Annotated in this window: 13 protein-coding genes; 8 read left to right on the top strand and 5 right to left on the bottom strand. The window is 59.0% G+C overall.

The annotated features are described in order from the left end of the window. Positions 1-192: 192 nt before the first annotated feature. Positions 193-1,533, top strand: coding sequence for a nucleobase:cation symporter-2 family protein (locus tag D8U18_RS15645; protein WP_131107943.1), 1,341 nt, complete (start codon positions 193-195; stop codon positions 1,531-1,533). A gap of 32 nt (positions 1,534-1,565) precedes the next feature. Further along, positions 1,566-2,075: a nucleoside deaminase gene (locus D8U18_RS15640; protein WP_130905044.1), complete on the top strand. Its 510-nt coding sequence runs from the start codon at positions 1,566-1,568 to the stop codon at positions 2,073-2,075. 78 nt (positions 2,076-2,153) lie between these two features. Here the strand turns inward: D8U18_RS15640 and D8U18_RS15635 are convergent, their stop codons facing one another. Further along, a complete protein-coding gene (locus D8U18_RS15635) occupies positions 2,154-2,708 on the bottom strand; it encodes a YdeI/OmpD-associated family protein (protein ID WP_131107942.1) in 555 nt (184 codons plus the stop codon). A gap of 649 nt (positions 2,709-3,357) precedes the next feature. On the opposite strand from D8U18_RS15635, the gene D8U18_RS15625 reads away from it, so the two are divergent. From D8U18_RS15625 to D8U18_RS15605, 5 genes are all read left to right on the top strand, one after another. After that, positions 3,358-4,920: a sensor domain-containing diguanylate cyclase gene (locus D8U18_RS15625; RefSeq protein ID WP_131107941.1), complete on the top strand. Its 1,563-nt coding sequence runs from the start codon at positions 3,358-3,360 to the stop codon at positions 4,918-4,920. Between the two features lie 118 nt (positions 4,921-5,038). Next, positions 5,039-5,737 carry a potassium channel family protein gene (locus tag D8U18_RS15620; RefSeq protein ID WP_130906504.1) on the top strand — a complete coding sequence of 233 codons (699 nt, stop codon included), beginning with the start codon at positions 5,039-5,041 and terminating at the stop codon, positions 5,735-5,737. A gap of 924 nt (positions 5,738-6,661) precedes the next feature. Then, on the top strand, positions 6,662-7,444 hold the full coding sequence (locus D8U18_RS15615) for an enoyl-CoA hydratase/isomerase family protein (protein ID WP_241664331.1): 783 nt from the start codon (positions 6,662-6,664) through the stop codon (positions 7,442-7,444). 207 nt (positions 7,445-7,651) lie between these two features. Next, on the top strand, positions 7,652-9,223 hold the full coding sequence (locus D8U18_RS15610) for a gamma-glutamyltransferase (protein WP_131107940.1): 1,572 nt from the start codon (positions 7,652-7,654) through the stop codon (positions 9,221-9,223). A 113-nt stretch (positions 9,224-9,336) separates the two neighbouring features. After that, positions 9,337-10,029, top strand: a complete 693-nt coding sequence (locus D8U18_RS15605) for a GntR family transcriptional regulator (RefSeq protein WP_131107939.1) — start codon at positions 9,337-9,339, stop codon at positions 10,027-10,029. Here the strand turns inward: D8U18_RS15605 and D8U18_RS15600 are convergent. Genes D8U18_RS15600 through D8U18_RS15585 form a run of 4 tightly spaced genes read right to left on the bottom strand, consistent with a single transcriptional unit; the run spans position 10,026 to position 15,807 of the window. Then, entirely contained in the window at positions 10,026-11,255 is a 1,230-nt protein-coding gene (locus D8U18_RS15600) for an amidohydrolase family protein (RefSeq protein ID WP_131107938.1), read from the bottom strand. The genes D8U18_RS15605 and D8U18_RS15600 overlap by 4 nt on opposite strands. After that, entirely contained in the window at positions 11,252-13,744 is a 2,493-nt protein-coding gene (locus D8U18_RS15595) for an ATP-binding cassette domain-containing protein (protein ID WP_131107937.1), read from the bottom strand. The genes D8U18_RS15600 and D8U18_RS15595 overlap by 4 nt, the downstream gene beginning before the upstream one ends. Further along, positions 13,741-14,610, bottom strand: coding sequence for a branched-chain amino acid ABC transporter permease (locus D8U18_RS15590; RefSeq protein WP_130931509.1), 870 nt, complete (start codon positions 14,608-14,610; stop codon positions 13,741-13,743). Before D8U18_RS15590 ends, D8U18_RS15595 begins: the two co-directional genes overlap by 4 nt. Positions 14,611-14,613: 3 nt before the next feature. Further along, a complete protein-coding gene (locus tag D8U18_RS15585; protein WP_131107936.1) occupies positions 14,614-15,807 on the bottom strand; it encodes an ABC transporter substrate-binding protein in 1,194 nt (397 codons plus the stop codon). A 187-nt stretch (positions 15,808-15,994) separates the two neighbouring features. Here D8U18_RS15585 and D8U18_RS15580 point away from each other — a divergent pair, with 187 nt between their 5' ends. Next, a complete protein-coding gene (locus D8U18_RS15580) occupies positions 15,995-16,393 on the top strand; it encodes a nuclear transport factor 2 family protein (protein WP_056856778.1) in 399 nt (132 codons plus the stop codon). The last annotated feature ends 51 nt before the right edge of the window (positions 16,394-16,444 follow it).

Raw genomic sequence — 16,444 nt, 5'->3', positions numbered from 1 at the left:
TCAACAAGAGTGCTTGAGTGTGCCGCTTGTACGCCATCGAAAAAAGCGATGGTTGCTAATTTGTTTCATCGTTAAAAACGCTCGAGTATGGCCCTGCGTCAATCGATCACCGGGGTTGGAGCAGGCTTGCGACCGCCCCTGAGAATACCGCGATCACTCACACCCTATGCCGTACCTTCAGGAGCCTGTGACATGAATACACAACGCATTCATCCGGTGGACGAGGTTTTGCCCTTGCGGCAGCTGGTCACCTTTGGCTTGCAGCATGTGCTGGTGATGTACGCAGGGGCGGTGGCGGTGCCACTGATTCTGGGCAGCGCGATGGGGTTGTCCTCGGCGCAGATCATCTTGCTGATCAACGCCAACCTGCTGACGTCCGGCGTGGCGACGCTGATTCAGACCATCGGGTTCTGGAAATTTGGTGCGCGCTTGCCACTGATTCAAGGCTGCTCGTTCATCGCCCTTGCGCCGATGATCATGATTGGCAAGGAGTTCGGGCTCAGTCAGATATTCGGGGCGGTGATTGCCGCAGGCTTCATAACCATTGCGCTGGCACCGGTATTCAGCCGTCTGTTGCGATTCTTTCCGCCAGTGGTGATCGGCAGTCTGATCACCATCATCGGTATCTCGCTGATGCCGGCTGCCGCGATCTGGCTGGGCGGCGGCAACCCTGAGGCGGCAGATTTCGGCAGCCCCGCGAATCTGCTGCTGGGCCTGGCCACGGTCAGTGTCACGCTAGTGATCTACGCCAAATTCAAAGGCTTCATCGGCAACCTCAGCGTACTCATCGGTTTGTTCGTCGGTAGCTTGATTGCCGCAGCCTGCGGTATGACCCATTTCACCCGAGTGAGCGAAGCGGCGTGGTTTGAACTGAGTGCACCGATGGCATTCGGCGCGCCGGAATTTTCGCTCGTGCCGATTTTGATCATGACCCTGGCGATGCTGGTGATCATGGCCGAAACCACTGGCAACTGCCTGGCCATCGGCAAATTGACCGGCAAGCCAACCACCCAACAATCCCTCGGCAATGCGTTCCGCGCTGATGGCCTGTCGACCATGCTCGGTGGCTTGTTCAACAGTTTCCCCTACAACGCCTTCACGCAGAACACCGGTTTGATTGCGCTCTCCAACATCAAGAGCCGCTTCGTCGTGGCCGCTGCCGGGGCAATCATGGTGCTGATGGGGTTGTTCCCCAAACTGGGTGCGTTGATCGCGGCGGTGCCGACTCCGGTGCTCGGTGGTTGCGCGATCGTGATGTTCGGCATGACCACGGTGGCAGGGATTCAGGAACTGTCACGCGTGCAGTTCGAAGGCACCCGCAACGGCATCATCGTCGCGGTGTCGGTCAGTGTCGGCGTGTTGCCGATGTCTTTTCCTGCATTGTTCGAGCACGTCGGCCCTACGCTGAAACTGGTGCTGGACAGCGGAATCTTTCTCGGTGCGATCACCGCCATTGTGCTCAACGTGCTGCTCAACAATGAAAAAAAATCGACCGACAGCGTCGGCGTCTCAGCGGCTGAATGGGTCGACTGATCTTTTGTTTTTCCACTGCCCAGGAGTTACCCATGAATCAATTCACTCAGCTTGTTCCGGCCGGCGTCAGCGATCTGGATCTGGCGTTGCTGCGCCAGACCATCGCCTTGTCGCAGGCATCAAAACAGCGCGGCCGTCATCCGTTCGCGGCGTTGGTGGCTGACCGCAACGGCAAGGTGATTGTCGAAGCGGGCAACAATTCGATGCCGCCGGAGGGCGATCCCACACAGCACGCCGAACTGGTCGCGGCGGCTGCCGCTGCCAGGCTTTTGTCTGCGCAGGAACTGGAGCAGTGCACGCTGTACACCAGTGCCGAACCCTGCTGCATGTGTGCCGGTGCGGTGTATTGGACGGGAATCGGGCGAGTGGTTTATGCCTTGTCGGAGCACTCGTTACTGGGGCTGACGGGGGATCATCCCGAGAATCCGACGTTTGCTTTGCCGTGTCGCGAAGTCTTTGCCAAGGGCCAGCGCAAGGTCAGCGTATTGGGACCAATGCTGGAAGCCGAGGCTAGCGAGCCGCATATAGGATTCTGGTCATAAAGGGTTTCGAACCGAAACTCGATCGTTCCTGGCGCTGCTTTCCGTCAAGGAGTGCAGCGCACCAACGTAATGCCCCATTCAAGAATTATCCGCCTCGGGCGCACGGAAGGCCTTACTGTAGTAACCGGACGGGTCGAAACAGCAAACGTGCTTCTTGCCGCTGGCGAGCATATCGCAGGCATCACCGATTCGTTTCGCGCGGGTCTTGAGTTGCTTGGCTGAAGTAATCCAGTGTATCCAGTCTACTCGTGCGATGGTCGTCGTATTGTTCCAGACTTTAAGCGCCTCAGGAGTAGCTGCGAGTGCCTCTTGAAAATCTGCCGGGATGTCAGGCTCGGGTTCCTTCTTCACAGAGGCTAGCTCCAGCGTAACGATGTCCCCCACAGCTGCGCCTGCGGCTTCGAGTAGCTCTCTGCCGACCGGCAGCCAATGGCTCAGCTGACCATCAGGCTCAAGGGTTGCCTGGAAGGGGTGCCCATTGATTGTGCCTTCAACTGTCGTTCTTCCTCGCCTTGGAAGCTGTTCACTCGCGTCTGCTGGCAATATCAGGAACGCCCAGGACGTATCATTACCAGGCTTTGCCGGGCGGAGAAGCTTTGCTTCGAATCGGAATTTCATATCGATTGTTGTCATTGCAGCGTCTCCAACCAATACGCCTGACGACTCAACTACGGGACAAATTCAGTGTCGAGGGTCGACGTTACCGATTAGCCACTAGTGTGTCCAGCGGCTGCCTGTGGCCGTTTTTTTGCCTGTCGCAGCCTGGATAGCCGACTTTATGTGCGATGCGAACCGCTCTCAGGCCGCGGTGCTTGTCATCGGAAACACTCGCCAGTCACTTGTCGTGCTGGCAAATAGCCGCTAAACCTTAGGGTGTGTTAGGAGAGGGCCTGAAGATGATTTCCAGATTCGTTGTTGTCCCTGCAATCCCGACAGAGACTGGATCAATGCGTGATGGAATGCGCTTCTATTGTGAGACTGCGCCATCGGTTTCAACATCTATGACAACGAAGAAAAACATCGCTTGAAGACGACCTATCAAATTCGAGAGGAAGTTCGGGACGAGTGTCAGCGGCTTAACCACAAGCAGTTGCTGGAGGTTCTTACGGAGCGACAATCCATGACCGTGGTTTAGGCGCTTGCCCACGTGATCAAAATTTTCACCTGACGAAACGAGACGCTACAGTCAGGGGCATGGAAAAATACAAGTTGTTTCGCTGAAGGCTGAATGCTTGTAGAGCGTGACAGTAATTTGGACGCACCGCGAAATCGGAAGATCAGGATGATATGGACAAAGCGGCGCAATTCGCTGATGGGCTTTATTTTTTTAGCGGTCGGTCTGGTGGTTTTTTCGGCGTTACTACTGCTGAAGTCCGAGACTCAGCGAAGGGAAACGTATTTTTCCGAGTACGTGCAAAACATCTCTGGGATTGTGCGCAATCAGCTTGATACCAATGAAGCTGTGCTCTCGGGCTTCTCTGCATTCCTGCAAGCCGTAGACCAGAGTGATACCGAAGCGACGTCCCGATATGCGGCAGTCGTATTGTCGGCCTACCCGCATATCTACATGCTCGAGGCAGCCCGCTCCGTGCCTGTCGCCGAGCAATCCGCCTTTGAGGATCTGTTGCGGCGCACATGGCGCCCAGACTTTGAGCTCAAGGATTTCCCAAGTCTCACTGGGCAGCCAACCCAACCTCAGGCCTTCCTCAAAGAGACCTGGCCCGTTTTGTTTATGTACCCCTTGCTCCCTGAATCCAGTTCGATTTACGGGGTGAGGTTAGAAACGGTCGCTTACCTTTCCTACGCGCTGGCACGCGCCCAAAGCAGCCAGAAACCCGTGGTTTCTCCCGTTTTTTCCATGTACGAGGGCGGTAGTGCTTACATTCTGATGCAGTTAGTCAGCCGGCCTGACCAAGAGCGAACGAGCCCCAGCCCCAATTTTTTTGGTAGCACTATGGTGTCATTGCTGTTGATCAAGACGGGCTCTCTTCTTGATGCCGTCAATCACGCTAACGTCGACCCACTGGTTCATATAACTGCCGTGCTGAAGACCGCAGCCGGTTCTGAAAGCGATGTTTTTTCCACGCACGTTCAACAGGCTGGCTTCCTTGATCGCCTGTTTTTGCCGCAATTGAACGACCGTGTCGAGATCCGCAGTACATCGCAGCCCATGACGCTGGTATTCGACCGGCAACTTCGTTTCGGGGATGTCCTTACTGAAGAAATGTTGATGATTCTTTTGGTACTCGCCGGCGCTCTGGTGCTGATGCCGATGGTATTGATCACGCATTTCAAGGCGATAGAAAGAGCCGAAGTTGAGCACGAACGCTCAGCCTATCTGGCAACCCATGATGTACTCACGCAACTGCCTAACCGTTACCTGTTCGCTGAGCGTTTTGCCCAGGCCATCTCGGATTGGGAAGTGAAAGGGATTCCGTTCGCTGTGCTTTTGATCGACTTGGATCATTTCAAGGAGGTCAACGACAAGTACGGTCATGAAGTCGGCGACCAGGTTTTGCAAGCGGTTGCACGCCGCATGCTTCAAGCCACCCGGTCATGTGACACGGCTGCCCGATACGGCGGCGACGAATTTGTGATGCTGATCTCCAATCTTTCTGACCCCCAGAGCGCTGAGTCGCAAGCGGCGAGGGTATTTGACACCATCGCCCAGACAGTCGCGACGAGTGCGGGGGAGCTTTCAGTGTCGTGCAGCGTCGGAGTTTCGCTGTGTCCTGTTCATGGGCAATCTCTCGACGCATTACTTAAAGCAGCGGATCAGGCCATGTATGGTGTCAAGCAGCTAGGGCGCAAGGGGGTAGGGATGAGGGAATCCCCCCTTGCATGAGGCTTGCGCGGGCATTGGACAAGTCAGTTGTGTTTCTGGGGCTATCATGCACAACTGGACCCCGTCGCGCTTGGTCTTGTCAGGTCACGTGCGTTACTTCAACCTCTGGGAATCTGGTATGACAAGCCCGCAAGATAAAGCCGAATCCGACGCGGATTTAGCTCAGATGGTAATAGGGCTAGGGCCCTGCACTTATCTGTTGCTGCTTTTACTGGGATTGATCCTCCTGTTCCCCTTTCTTGAGGAGGGGCTGATTGCTCGCATGTTGCTCGGCATTCTGTTTTCGGCTGTGCTGCTCGTGGGCGCTTTCGCCACCCGGCAGACCCGACCCGGATTCATCCTCAAACTGTGCCTGGCGTTGCTCGGGATTGGCCTTCAATGGGCGGCCTTGTGGACCGAGAGTATCTCGACTCTTGAACTTGCAGGGATAACCTATGCGGTGTCTCTTACGGTTTCGTTCAGCGGGGTACTGCGCTACCTTCTCAAGCGCGGGCCGATTACAGCGGACAAGCTGCATGGCGCACTTGCGGGCTACATCATGCTGGTCTTCGTTTGGTCCTTCATCTATGCCCTGGTCGAGATTTCCGCCGCTGGCTCATTCGGCCCTGGCAACTTCGATTTCAGACAGCCCGGCACTTTCTTCAAACTGATCTATTTCAGCTTCACGACGCTCACGACCACCGGTTACGGGGATATTATCCCGATCACCAACCATGCCCGCTCACTGGTGATGGTCGAAGAATTTTCAGGCGTCTTTTACGTGGGGGTCGTGATAGCGCGGCTTGCCGGTATTTATCCGTCGCATCAGGCCAGATGACGCCCGATTTGCCTGAGCCACCCAAGGCGTTTTTGGTTGACTCTTCCCTGATTTATCAGACACCTCCGAACGACTGCTTTTGGCTGTGGATTCAACCGGTCGATGCAACAGATTGGCTAAATCGTTCAGCGGGCGTTTCGTACGTTAGCGATTTCGGCTTAACGCCCTAAACCACGAGCATTGGTACAGACGAGCATGGCCTATCCAAAGGCGTGCACCGGTGCGGTTTCCCCCTTGGTCTGCGTTCATATTCACTGCATAGCCGCCTCGCCTTGAAGATCAAATGCAGCCTGTCGAGCAAGCTCCGTGAACCGCACTACACTCGTAGACACACATCACAGGCAGCTTTCTATGAATTGGGGCAGCTGCACTGAGCAGAACAGCAGCGCTTAGGCAATTCCCCAATCGCCACTTCGGATTCGATAGCCCATCGCTCCTGAAGTTTTAGCTGATTAGTTACGCCATGTATTAACTGATATTTCAGATCGTCCGTTTATCTTGATGATCATCATAAATATAGTGACCCCATCGTTCTCCTGAAGCACAGCCAAGTTCAACTTTCCTAAAAAAACCGGCGATGTTGGCTGGCCGGCAGAAGGGGGTATCACCAAGTTGCACATAAACATGACCACGTCGCGCCTATATTTGCCAAAACGGTACTGCTAATTCGAGCATCAACCGGTGCTCGTGGTCCTGAACAGAAATCAGGTCAATTCATCGTTGTTCATTCCATAAAATTGGAGTTCCACCATTATGAAATCACGACGTATCGTAAGCGCCACTCTCGCCTTTAGCATGCTGTTGGGCGGGAGTACCATAGTTGGTCAAGCCCTTGCCGCCGACCCTGCTACCAGTCCCCCAAAATCCGCCAGTTCCTCCCCCAACCAGTTTCTCATTGACAAGATCAGTCCGGAATACTGGCGAGTGCAGATCAACAACCCGCCTTTCAACATATATGGTCCGGATTCTACCTTGCAGTTCGAGAAGGTGGTCAGCGCGATAGAAAACGACACCAAACTCAAGGTGGTGGTTTTTGAAAGCAAGGTGCCTGGCTTTTTCCTAACCCACTACGACTTCGCCGAGCCTCTGGAGCGGACCCTGGAAATGCCCAACGGGAAGACCGGCCTGCCGCCCCTTCCGGACATGTTGGTACGCCTGAGTAAGTCCCCAGTGGTTTCCATCGCGATGATCAACGGCCGCGCCTCTGGCGTGGGCAGTGAACTGGCCTTGGCCAGCGATATGCGTTTTGCCAGCGACAAGGCAGTGCTTTCCCAATTTGAAATTGGCGCCGGCTTTGTCCCAGGCGGAGGCCCAATGGCGCGCCTGCCACGCCTTATCGGCCGCGGCCGTGCATTAGAGGTCCTGCTAAGCGGTAACGACATCGACGGCAAGCTGGCCGAGCGTTATGGTTACGTAAACCGCAGCTTTCCCGAAAACGAGCTGAACAGCTTCGTCGATGCTCTGGCCCGCCGTATCGCCACCTTCGACAAGCAATCTCTGGGCGAGATCAAGGAACTGGTGAATGTAGCTTCCCTCCCTTCAAACGAAGACGTCGGGAAAGAATGGCCCGCTTTTCTCAACTCTGTTCGACGCCCTGCCGCCCAACACCATATCGGCCGCCTTATGGAACTAGGCCTGCAACAAAAAGCTGATGTGGAAATTAATCTGCCCAAGTATACCGGCCAGGTCAGTGCCGAGAAAAACTAAGGCGCAGAAAACTGCATTTCCGAGGTGGCGGTTCAAAAACTGTTGAACGACGCCGGATCTCTTCAATAGCTTGTTTTGGGGGGCCTGGTTGACGTTCAAAAGGGTTTGACGCTGGACGCCACCCCGTCTGCCGCAGGGTAAAAGGCATACATCTTGCTTTGCTAACAATATTCATATCGATAGCTAGCAAAAAAGAGGCCTTGAACCATGATCGCTACCTCCAGTCGTGCCGTGATCTGTACGCCCCATGCCGATGCCAGCGCCACCGGCATGCGGGTTCTGGAGGCGGGCGGAACGGCCATCGATGCGATGCTGGCCGCCAGTGCCATGCTTGCAGCGGTTTTCCCGCACATGACCGGTCTGGGTGGCGATGCCCTGTGGATGATCCACGACAGCAAGGTGCGCACCATCGTGGGGATCGGCCAGGCCGGGCAGCGTTTGCCTGAGGGCGGATCCATCACCGTGCGAGGTCCGGCTTCGGTGGCCAGCACCGCGGGCGCGATGGCGAGCTGGAAGACCGCAGCAGACATCAGTCGTCATGAGTGGGGCTCCAGGCTGGGCTGGGCTGATCTGTTGGTAGACGCAGCGAGCGTGGCCGATGCCGGTGTCGTGGTTTCGCAATCGCAATTGTTCTGGCAAACCCTGCGCCAGCCGTTGATCGAGCAATTGCCGGACCTGCATCACCTGTGCAAGACCGACGGGCGCTGGCTGCGCGAGGGCGATAACCTGCGCCAGCCCGAGCTCGCCAACACCCTTCGCCATCTGGCGAAACACGGCGTCGAGGATTTCTACCACGGCGAACTGGCTGAGGCTTTCGGGGCTGCGTTCGATCGCCTTGGGTGCGGCTTGACCGCTGCCGATCTGGCCGCGACCCGCGCCCCTGAAGTCGCACCGATTTCGGTGCGTTACCGCGATGGACGACTCTACAATGTCGCGCCGCCGTGCCAAGGCCTTTACACGTTGCAGGCCATGGCCGCGCTGCAACACAAGCCGCTGGCGCAAGTCGGCAACGGCAGCGCGCTGTACTATCACTATCTGGTCGAAGCCATCAAGCAGGGGTTGCTGCGGCGCAATGCGCAGTTGTGCGATCCGCTGAGCAAGCCCTGGGATTTTGCCGCCAGTCTCGAAAGCGTGCAGATTCAAGCCTATGCCGATGCCATCGACGACCAGCGTGCTGCACCCTGGACCGAGCCGGGGCGCCCGGCCGATACCGTCTGGATGGCCGCGACCGATGCACAGGGGCGTACGGCCTGCCTGATCCAGAGCCTGTTTCATGACTTCGGCTCGGGCTGCGTTCTGGGTGACACCGGCGTGCTGTGGCAGAACCGCGCTGCCGGCTTCAACGCGAATCCCGGGCACGTCAATGGCTGGGCTCCCGGCAAGCGTCCGGCGCACACGCTCAATCCGTCCTGCTATCTGGCTGACGATGGCCGACGCTGGTTCTTCGGCACCCAGGGGGGCGATGGTCAACCGCAGACCCAGATGGTCCTGGCGACCCAACTGATCGACTACCAGCAGCCCATTGACCAGGCCCTGCAAACCCCGCGCTTTTTGTTGGGTCGCAGTTTTTTCGACAGCACGGACAATCTCAAGCTGGAAGGCGACATGGCGGTCAACACGATTGAGGGCCTTGGGATGCTGGGGCATGAGGTGGAAATCATCCCGGCCCGCAGCCCCATGACCGGCCACGCCGGGATCATCGCCATCGATGCCGATGGCCTGCGCAGAGCCATGCATGACCCACGGGGCGAGGGCGCGGGCCTGGGTCAGGCGGGCTGAGCCGTGAGCGGGGCATTTGCCGGGTTCATGCCGCTGGCGGATAATGCCGCCGATTGCCCGCCATCCGCAGCCTTGCGTATTGGCCTGAGGCTTTCTGGACAACAGAGGAATGGATGGGCTTGAGCACTGTCACCGCCAAACAGCTTGAAGTGCAACGCATCGTCGATGCGCTGTTCAAGGCTATCGCCCAGCATCGCCTGCCGCCTGGCACTCGATTGGTAGAAGCACACATTGTCGAAACCCTGCATGCCAACCGCAATCATGTGCAGGTGGCGTTGCAGCGGCTGGCGATGCAAAAGGTGGTGACCATCGAAGCCAATCGCGGCGCCATGGTTGCTCAGCCGACGGCAAAGGAAGCGCGGGATATCTCCAGCGCGCGTCGCGCCATCGAGCGGGCGATCGTCGAGGCCATCACCCCGGCAGTGATGCGCAAACACCGGCAGCGCATCGCCCGGCACATGAACAACGAACGCAAAGCCACCAACGACACCGATCGACGTGCCATCGTCCGCGAGCTGAGCGAGTTTCACCTGCTGCTCGGCGAGATCAGTGGCAATGCCGTGCTGAGCGATATCCTCGCCAACCTGATGGTGCGCAGTTCATTGATCGTCGCGCTGTACCAGCGCAATGACGTGCCATCCTGCGCCTCGGATGAACATCAGGAGATCATTACCGCGCTGGAAAATGGCGACAATGAAAGAGCCGTCGCCGTCATGCTCGAACACCTGGATGAACTGGAAGGGCAGTTGGCCCTGGAAGAAAGCGTGCCCGAGGAATTCAACCTCAAGCAGGCGTTGATCGATTAAGCACTCGGCTTCAGCAACGTTCCCGCCGGCCGGCTGAACGTCTGAAGCCCTCCCTTGAAGCCCATGACCGGTGCGCATATTTCAGCGATGACCGCCGCCGGCGAGGGCGCGTCGAACACAATGAAATCGGCGCGGCAGCCTGGCAGCAGACCGTAATCGGACAACCTCAGCATACGCGCCGCCTCGCTGGATACCCACGCCAGGCATTGCCGCAGTTGCGCCGCCGTGCCCATCTGGCTGACGTTGGCGAACAGGTTGGCCTGGCGGATCAACGACGCGTCGCCATAGGGCGTGAACGGGTTGCCGATGTTGTTGGTGGACACCGAACAGGTCACGCCGCAAGCGTGCAGATGCGCCAGTGGCGCCAGTCCTCTGGGTTTGTTGTGAAACGCCTCGCGGCCCATCAGGAACAGATCGGTGCTGGGCAGGCAAGTCACCTGCACGCCCGCTTGCGCCAGGTGCAGGCCAAGCACCGTCAGGGGTTCCCGGGGCAAGGTCGACAGCTTGGTCGCGTGGCCGACGGTGACGCGTCCGCCCCAGCCATGCAGCTGCGTGCAGCGTGCCACCTCCATGACGGTCATGCCTTCGGGATTCAGGTCGAAATCCAGGTGCAGGTCCAGGTCGCAGTCGTAGCGCACCGCCAGTTCGAACAGGCGCTGGATCTGCCCGTTCGGGTCACTGTCCATATAGGGACAGCCGCCGAGTACGCTGGCGCCGCTTTCCAGTGCCTGGCACAGCAGCGCTTCAGTCCCCGGATTGTTCAGCAAACCCTCCTGGGGGAACACGCAGATTTCCAGGCTGATGGCCCAGGCATAATCGGCTTGCAAGCGGCGAATGGCATTGAACCCGGTCAGGCCAATCTGCGGGTCCAGCTCGACATGGGTCCGGATATGCGTCGTGCCTTGGACAATCGCCTTGTCCATTACCCGGGCACCGCGCCGATAGACATCGTCTTCAGTGAATTCGGCTTTTGCTGCCCGGGTTTGCGCCACGGCCTCAGCCAGCGTGCCTTCATGCAGCTGGCAGCGTTGCATGATGCAGGCCTTGTCCAGATGCAAGTGGGTTTCGATCAGGCCCGGCATCATCAATTGGCCCTGCAGGTCAAGGGTTTGCCAATGGCGTGTGTCCTTACTGAAGGCGGCGACGAAGTAGCCGTTCTCGACATGAAGCTCGCTATTGGCGCGCTCGTCAGGCAGCCGGGCATTGATGACTTTCAAGGCGCTCATGCGACCGCTCCTTCACCCAGGTAAGCGGCAGCCAACGCCTGATCGTCGCGCAATTCTGCGGCGCTGGCGGCTTTGACAATGCTCCCGGTTTCCAGCACATAGGCGCGATCCGCCACCTGAAGGGCCAGGTTGGCCATTTGATCCACCAGCAGGATGGTCACGCCTTCGTCGCGCAGTGCGGCCAGTGCGTCGTACAGCTCGCCGATCATGGCCGGTGACAAGCCCAGTGAAGGTTCATCCAGCAACAGGACTTTTGGCTTGGCCATCAGGCCGCGACCCACCGCGACCATTTGTTGTTCGCCACCGGAAAGCAGCCCGGCCGGGTTGTCGATGCGGTCTCGAAGGCGCGGGAAGCGCTTGAGGATCGCCTCGATTTCCGCGTCGGCGTCGAAGGCTTCGCGGCGTGAATACCCACCCAGCAACAGGTTGTCGCGCACACTCAGGTAAGGGAATACCTGGCGGCCTTCGGGTACCAGCGCCAGGCCTTTTGCCGCGACGGTGCTGGCGTTGGCCTGTTCGATGTTTTCGTTGTCCAGCAGGATGCTGCCGCTGCTGGCGCGATGCAGGCCTGCCAGGCACTGCAGGATGCTCGATTTGCCCGCGCCGTTGGCGCCGAGAATCGCCACCAGCTCGCCGGGATTGACCAGCAGGCTGACCTTGTCGACCACCGCTGACGCGCCATAGTCGATGACCAGGTCCTTGACGAACAGGCGCGCATCGCGGCTGCCATTCCAGGCCTGTTCGCGCGGCGTGGCCTGATACTCGGTGCCGCCCAGGTACGCGGCGATCACCTGCTGGTTGCAGCGGATTTCAGCCGGCGGACCGGCGGCGATTGGCTTGCCCGCATCGAGTACCAGCAGGTGCTCGGACACCGACATGACCAGCGCCATGTCGTGCTCGACCAGAATCACCGTGAGGCCAAAATCCGCCAGCTTGCGCAGCAGAACGGCCAGATCATCGGTGTCGCGGCGGCTCAGACCCGCTGCCGGTTCATCCAGCAACAGGACCGCAGGCGCGGTGGCCAGTGCCCGGGCGATTTCCACCAGGCGGCGATCCACATGGGGCAAGTCTTCGGCGGCAATGTTCACCTCGCCGCGGTAGCCCACCAGTGCCAGCAGATCCAGCGCCAGGCTTCGCTGCTCGTCGGTGGCAAGGCTGAACGGCAGGCCCAGGCGACCCTTCTGCATCGCCACCAGCAGATTGTCCAGCACCGACATTTCGCCGAACAGCAGGGTGGTCTGATAGGTGCGGGCGATGCCGGCCCGGGCGCTTTTCCAGGCCGGCAGGCCCGCCAATGGCTGTTGCAATTCGATCTGGCCGCTGTCCGGTGCATAGAACCCGCTGATCATGTTGAGCACGGTGGTTTTACCCGCGCCGTTGGGGCCGATGATGCTGGTGATGCTGCCGGCAGGTGCATGCAGGCTGACATGCTGCGCGGCCTGCACGCCGCCGAAGCGAATGCCTATGTCACTGACCCGCAAGCCTGAAGACGGGCCACGACTGCGCAAATGCGCGGCGATGCGTTGCTGATCAATGCGCGTCGGTGGCAGCAAGCGAGGCGGTTTGATCCAGCGTCGGGCGAGGGCGCCGAGCAGGCCGTTGGGCGCGATCCAGAGCACCAATAGCAGGAGCACGGAAAAGATCAGCAGGCGGTACTCGGCAAAGTCGGACAGCAGTTCCGGCACCAGCACGATCAGCAGTGCGCCAATCAACGGTCCGAACAGCATGCCGCTGCCGCCGACGATCACGGCCAGGACAAACAGGATGGATTGGGAGAACGGGAAGGATTCAGGGTTGATGAACATCAGCAATGGCGCGAGCAAGCCACCCGCCAGCCCGGTCAATGCCGCCGACAAGGCAAACGCCAGGGTTTTGCTGATGACCGGATTGAAGCCCAGTGAGCGGGCGGCAATCTCCGAGGCTTTCACCGCGCGCATGGCCTTGCCCCAACTGCTGTGGCTCAGGCGCTGGTAAAACAGCAGGGCGCCTATCATCAACGCACCGGCCAACAGGGCGAGGACAGTCGCCGGATCAAGGCTGGCGAATTCCGGCAGCGGGATACCCATCAAGCCGTTGGAACCGCCCGTCACGTCCCGCCATTCGATCAGGCTGTGATGCACCACAAAACTGAAGGCGATGGTGATCATCGCCAAGTACGGGCCGCTGACCCGAAGGGCGGGAATCGCCAACAGCGCGCCGACCAGTCCGGCTACCGCACCGGCCGTGGGCAGGGCCAGCCACAACGGCCAGCCCGCCAGGGTCAGCAGTGCCGATACATAGGCACCGATGGCGTAGAAGGCGATATGCCCGAAGGAAATCTGCCCACTGAGGCCGATCAGGATATTGAGGCCCACACCGACCACCGCCGCCAGGGCGCAGAGGGTGAAAACCAGCAGCGAGTAGCTGTCCAGCGTGAACGCCAGCACGCCGCAGACGATCGCGAGCAGGGCAATGAAGACCGGTGCGGCCAAGGAGTTGAAGTTCTTCATACTTTCACCAATGCCTGGCTGCCGAACAGACCGTTGGGACGAATCGCCAGCGCGACAATGACCAGCGCAAACGTGAATATCTGGGTGAAGGCGGAGCCGAAATACAACGTGATCAATGCTTCAGTCAGGCCGAACAGCAGCCCCGCCGTGAACACACCGCCCGCGCTGGTGATGCCACCGAGAATGGCCACCGCAAACGCCTTGAGGCCGAACAACATGCCCATTTCCGCATTGACGCTGAACAGCGGCGCAATCAATAAACCCGCCACGCCGGCGAATAACGTGGAGACAGCAAAGGCGATGGCGACCACACGATTGACGTTGATCCCCATCAGCATCGCTGCGCGGGGATTCTGCACGCAGGCTTCCAGCACCTTGCCCAGCCGGGTGTAGCGCCGCACCAGATACAGCGCCAGGGCAATGGCCGCGCCTGCCAGCGGAATCAGCAATTGCAGTGCGCCCACGTTGCTGCCAAACAGCTCGATGTTCAGATTGACCAGGCTGCTTTCAAATTGGCGCGGCTCCTTGCCGAAGGTAAACAGCGCCAGGTTATCCACCAGGATGCCTCCCGCCACCGTTGCCATCAGCCAGGCCTGTGAGCCGCGACTGTGGAAGGGCCGTACCAGCCAGCGTTCGATCACCAGGCCGTACAGCCCGCAGAGGATCAGCGTCAGCGGCAGGGCCAGCCACAGCGACCAGCCCCAGTTGATGCAGAGGGTGTAGCCCAGCACGGCGCCGACCATCATGGCGCTGCCTTGGGCAAAGTTGACGGTGCGCGAGACGACGTAGGTCAGGTGAAAACCCAACGCCAGCAACGCGTACATGCTGCCGAGGCCGAGGCCGGTGATGATGGCGGCGGTGAACATGGCTTACTCCTCAGGCTTGAGCGGCACGATCTGGTCGTTGACGACGTGGGTGAACAGATAGTCGTCCGGCCCCAGCGCGTCATGTTTGGATGGGGTAAACGGTTGCGTGTAGTGCTTGATCAAACCGTCGTATTCGTTGATGGCGTAGAACCCGTCGCGTACGGCCTTGCCCTCGGTACTGCCGGCTTTTTCGATGGCCTGGGCGGTGAGATGCAGCGCGTCGTAGGCATTGGCAATGCCCACTGCCGGCGTGACGTCAGCCAGCGTCTTGATCTGCGGGTATGCCGTTTTCAACGCAGCCAACAGGGCATCGCCCTTGGCGCCATTGTTCTCGGTGAACACGTAGGTCTGGATGAAATGCACGCGAGAGGCGTTCGGCCCCGCCAATTCGCCAAAGCGTCCACCGGCCGGCCCCCAGTGAGAAACGACCGGCACGTCCCAGCCCATGCGGTCCAGGGACTTGACCACCTGTGCCGAGGGACTGACGTTACCGACCAGCAGCAGGGTGTCTGCACCGGCGTTTTTCAATCGGGTCAGTTGCGGCACTACGTCGAGATCGCTGTCCTGGATACGCTCGACACCAGCGTTGGGCATGCCGCGTTTTTCCAGGGCGCGCTTGAAGCCAGCCTCGTTGGACTCGCCCCATGGATTGTTGATGAGGATCATCCCCGGCCTCTTCATGCCGTTGTCGACGCCGTACTTCACCAGTGCCTCATCCACCAGTTCATCGACGGCGGAAACCCGGAACACATAGTTATCGGCTGCGCCGTTCTCGGTGATTTTCGTACCGGCGGCCCAGATGCCCATGAACGGTACTTTCATCTGGTTGACCAGCGGCACGATGGCCAGGGAAACCGGTGTATCAAGACCGCCAAACAGCACCGCGACCTTTTCCCGCTGGACCAGTTCGCGAGCGGCGAGGATGCCCTTGGACGGGTTGCTTTCGTCGTCACGCCGCACCAGCTCCAGCGGACGCCCGAGCACGCCGCCGCTGGCGTTGACCTCGTTGATGGCCATGGTCAAGCCCCGAGTCAGGGCTTCACCGGATTTGGCCGACTGGCCCGAAAGCGCGGCTACCAGACCGACTTTGATCGGCGGCTCGGACGCTTGCGCGCCACCGAAAACAGCCATGTTGAGCGTGACTGCCGCAGCCACGGGAAACAGCAGACGTTGCAGGTTTGGAAGCCGGGTGGCCATAGTTGATTCTCCTGATTGCTAGCAGTTGCATAATTATTGCTAGCAAGTAGGATGCCAGTCGCAGCAGCCCTTGAAATAGGGTGGTTTTGCAGGGGCTGGCAGAGTTTTTCGCGCCAAAAGAAGGCGGCTTGCACCATGCAAAGGCGTCCGAATCAACCGGGTATTCCTAGAGTCAGGAGTTTTAGCGATGTCTGAAATGAATAAAGATGTACAGATTGTTAGCAATTTTCTCGAGGCTTCCATGGCCCCGGATCCCGTCCGGGCGGCGACGTTCATGAGTGCCGATGTAAAGATCACCTTTACCGGCGGCCGGGCCATGCCCGATCCACTGGCGATCACGGCGTTCAATGGCTCACGCTACGCCTGGGTCAAGAAAGCCATGGGAAACTTCGACTGGATGGACCGGGGCGACCATACCGTGGTGTATTCCAATGGCACACTGTTCGGCGAATGGCCGGATGGCCGCCGCTTTTCGGGCAATCGTTATCTGGACCGCTTCGAAGTGCGCGATGGCAAGATCACCCATATGGACGTCTGGAACGACAGTGCTGAGTGGTTGCTGGCACCGGAGATTGCCAAGGAATGAAAGGGCACTTTGTTGTTGCGCACAGTTGAGCCAGGGTTCAGCGCGAACGAA

Source organism: Pseudomonas sp. Sample_10 (assembly GCF_004321495.1).
Classification (GTDB): domain Bacteria; phylum Pseudomonadota; class Gammaproteobacteria; order Pseudomonadales; family Pseudomonadaceae; genus Aquipseudomonas.
Note: the sequence above shows the minus strand (reverse complement) of the source record. Positions and strands in the feature narration are given on the sequence as shown.

Coding starts and splice junctions, on each gene's coding strand:
- D8U18_RS15580 (WP_056856778.1), top strand. CDS start 15,995: ATGTCTGAAATGAATAAAGATGTACAGATTGTTAGCAATTTTCTCGAG.
- D8U18_RS15620 (WP_130906504.1), top strand. CDS start 5,039: ATGACAAGCCCGCAAGATAAAGCCGAATCCGACGCGGATTTAGCTCAG.
- D8U18_RS15590 (WP_130931509.1), bottom strand. CDS start 14,610: ATGTTCACCGCCGCCATCATCACCGGCCTCGGCCTCGGCAGCATGTAC.
- D8U18_RS15585 (WP_131107936.1), bottom strand. CDS start 15,807: ATGGCCACCCGGCTTCCAAACCTGCAACGTCTGCTGTTTCCCGTGGCT.
- D8U18_RS15640 (WP_130905044.1), top strand. CDS start 1,566: ATGAATCAATTCACTCAGCTTGTTCCGGCCGGCGTCAGCGATCTGGAT.
- D8U18_RS15645 (WP_131107943.1), top strand. CDS start 193: ATGAATACACAACGCATTCATCCGGTGGACGAGGTTTTGCCCTTGCGG.
- D8U18_RS15595 (WP_131107937.1), bottom strand. CDS start 13,744: ATGAAGAACTTCAACTCCTTGGCCGCACCGGTCTTCATTGCCCTGCTC.
- D8U18_RS15635 (WP_131107942.1), bottom strand. CDS start 2,708: ATGACAACAATCGATATGAAATTCCGATTCGAAGCAAAGCTTCTCCGC.
- D8U18_RS15625 (WP_131107941.1), top strand. CDS start 3,358: ATGATATGGACAAAGCGGCGCAATTCGCTGATGGGCTTTATTTTTTTA.
- D8U18_RS15600 (WP_131107938.1), bottom strand. CDS start 11,255: ATGAGCGCCTTGAAAGTCATCAATGCCCGGCTGCCTGACGAGCGCGCC.
- D8U18_RS15610 (WP_131107940.1), top strand. CDS start 7,652: ATGATCGCTACCTCCAGTCGTGCCGTGATCTGTACGCCCCATGCCGAT.
- D8U18_RS15605 (WP_131107939.1), top strand. CDS start 9,337: ATGGGCTTGAGCACTGTCACCGCCAAACAGCTTGAAGTGCAACGCATC.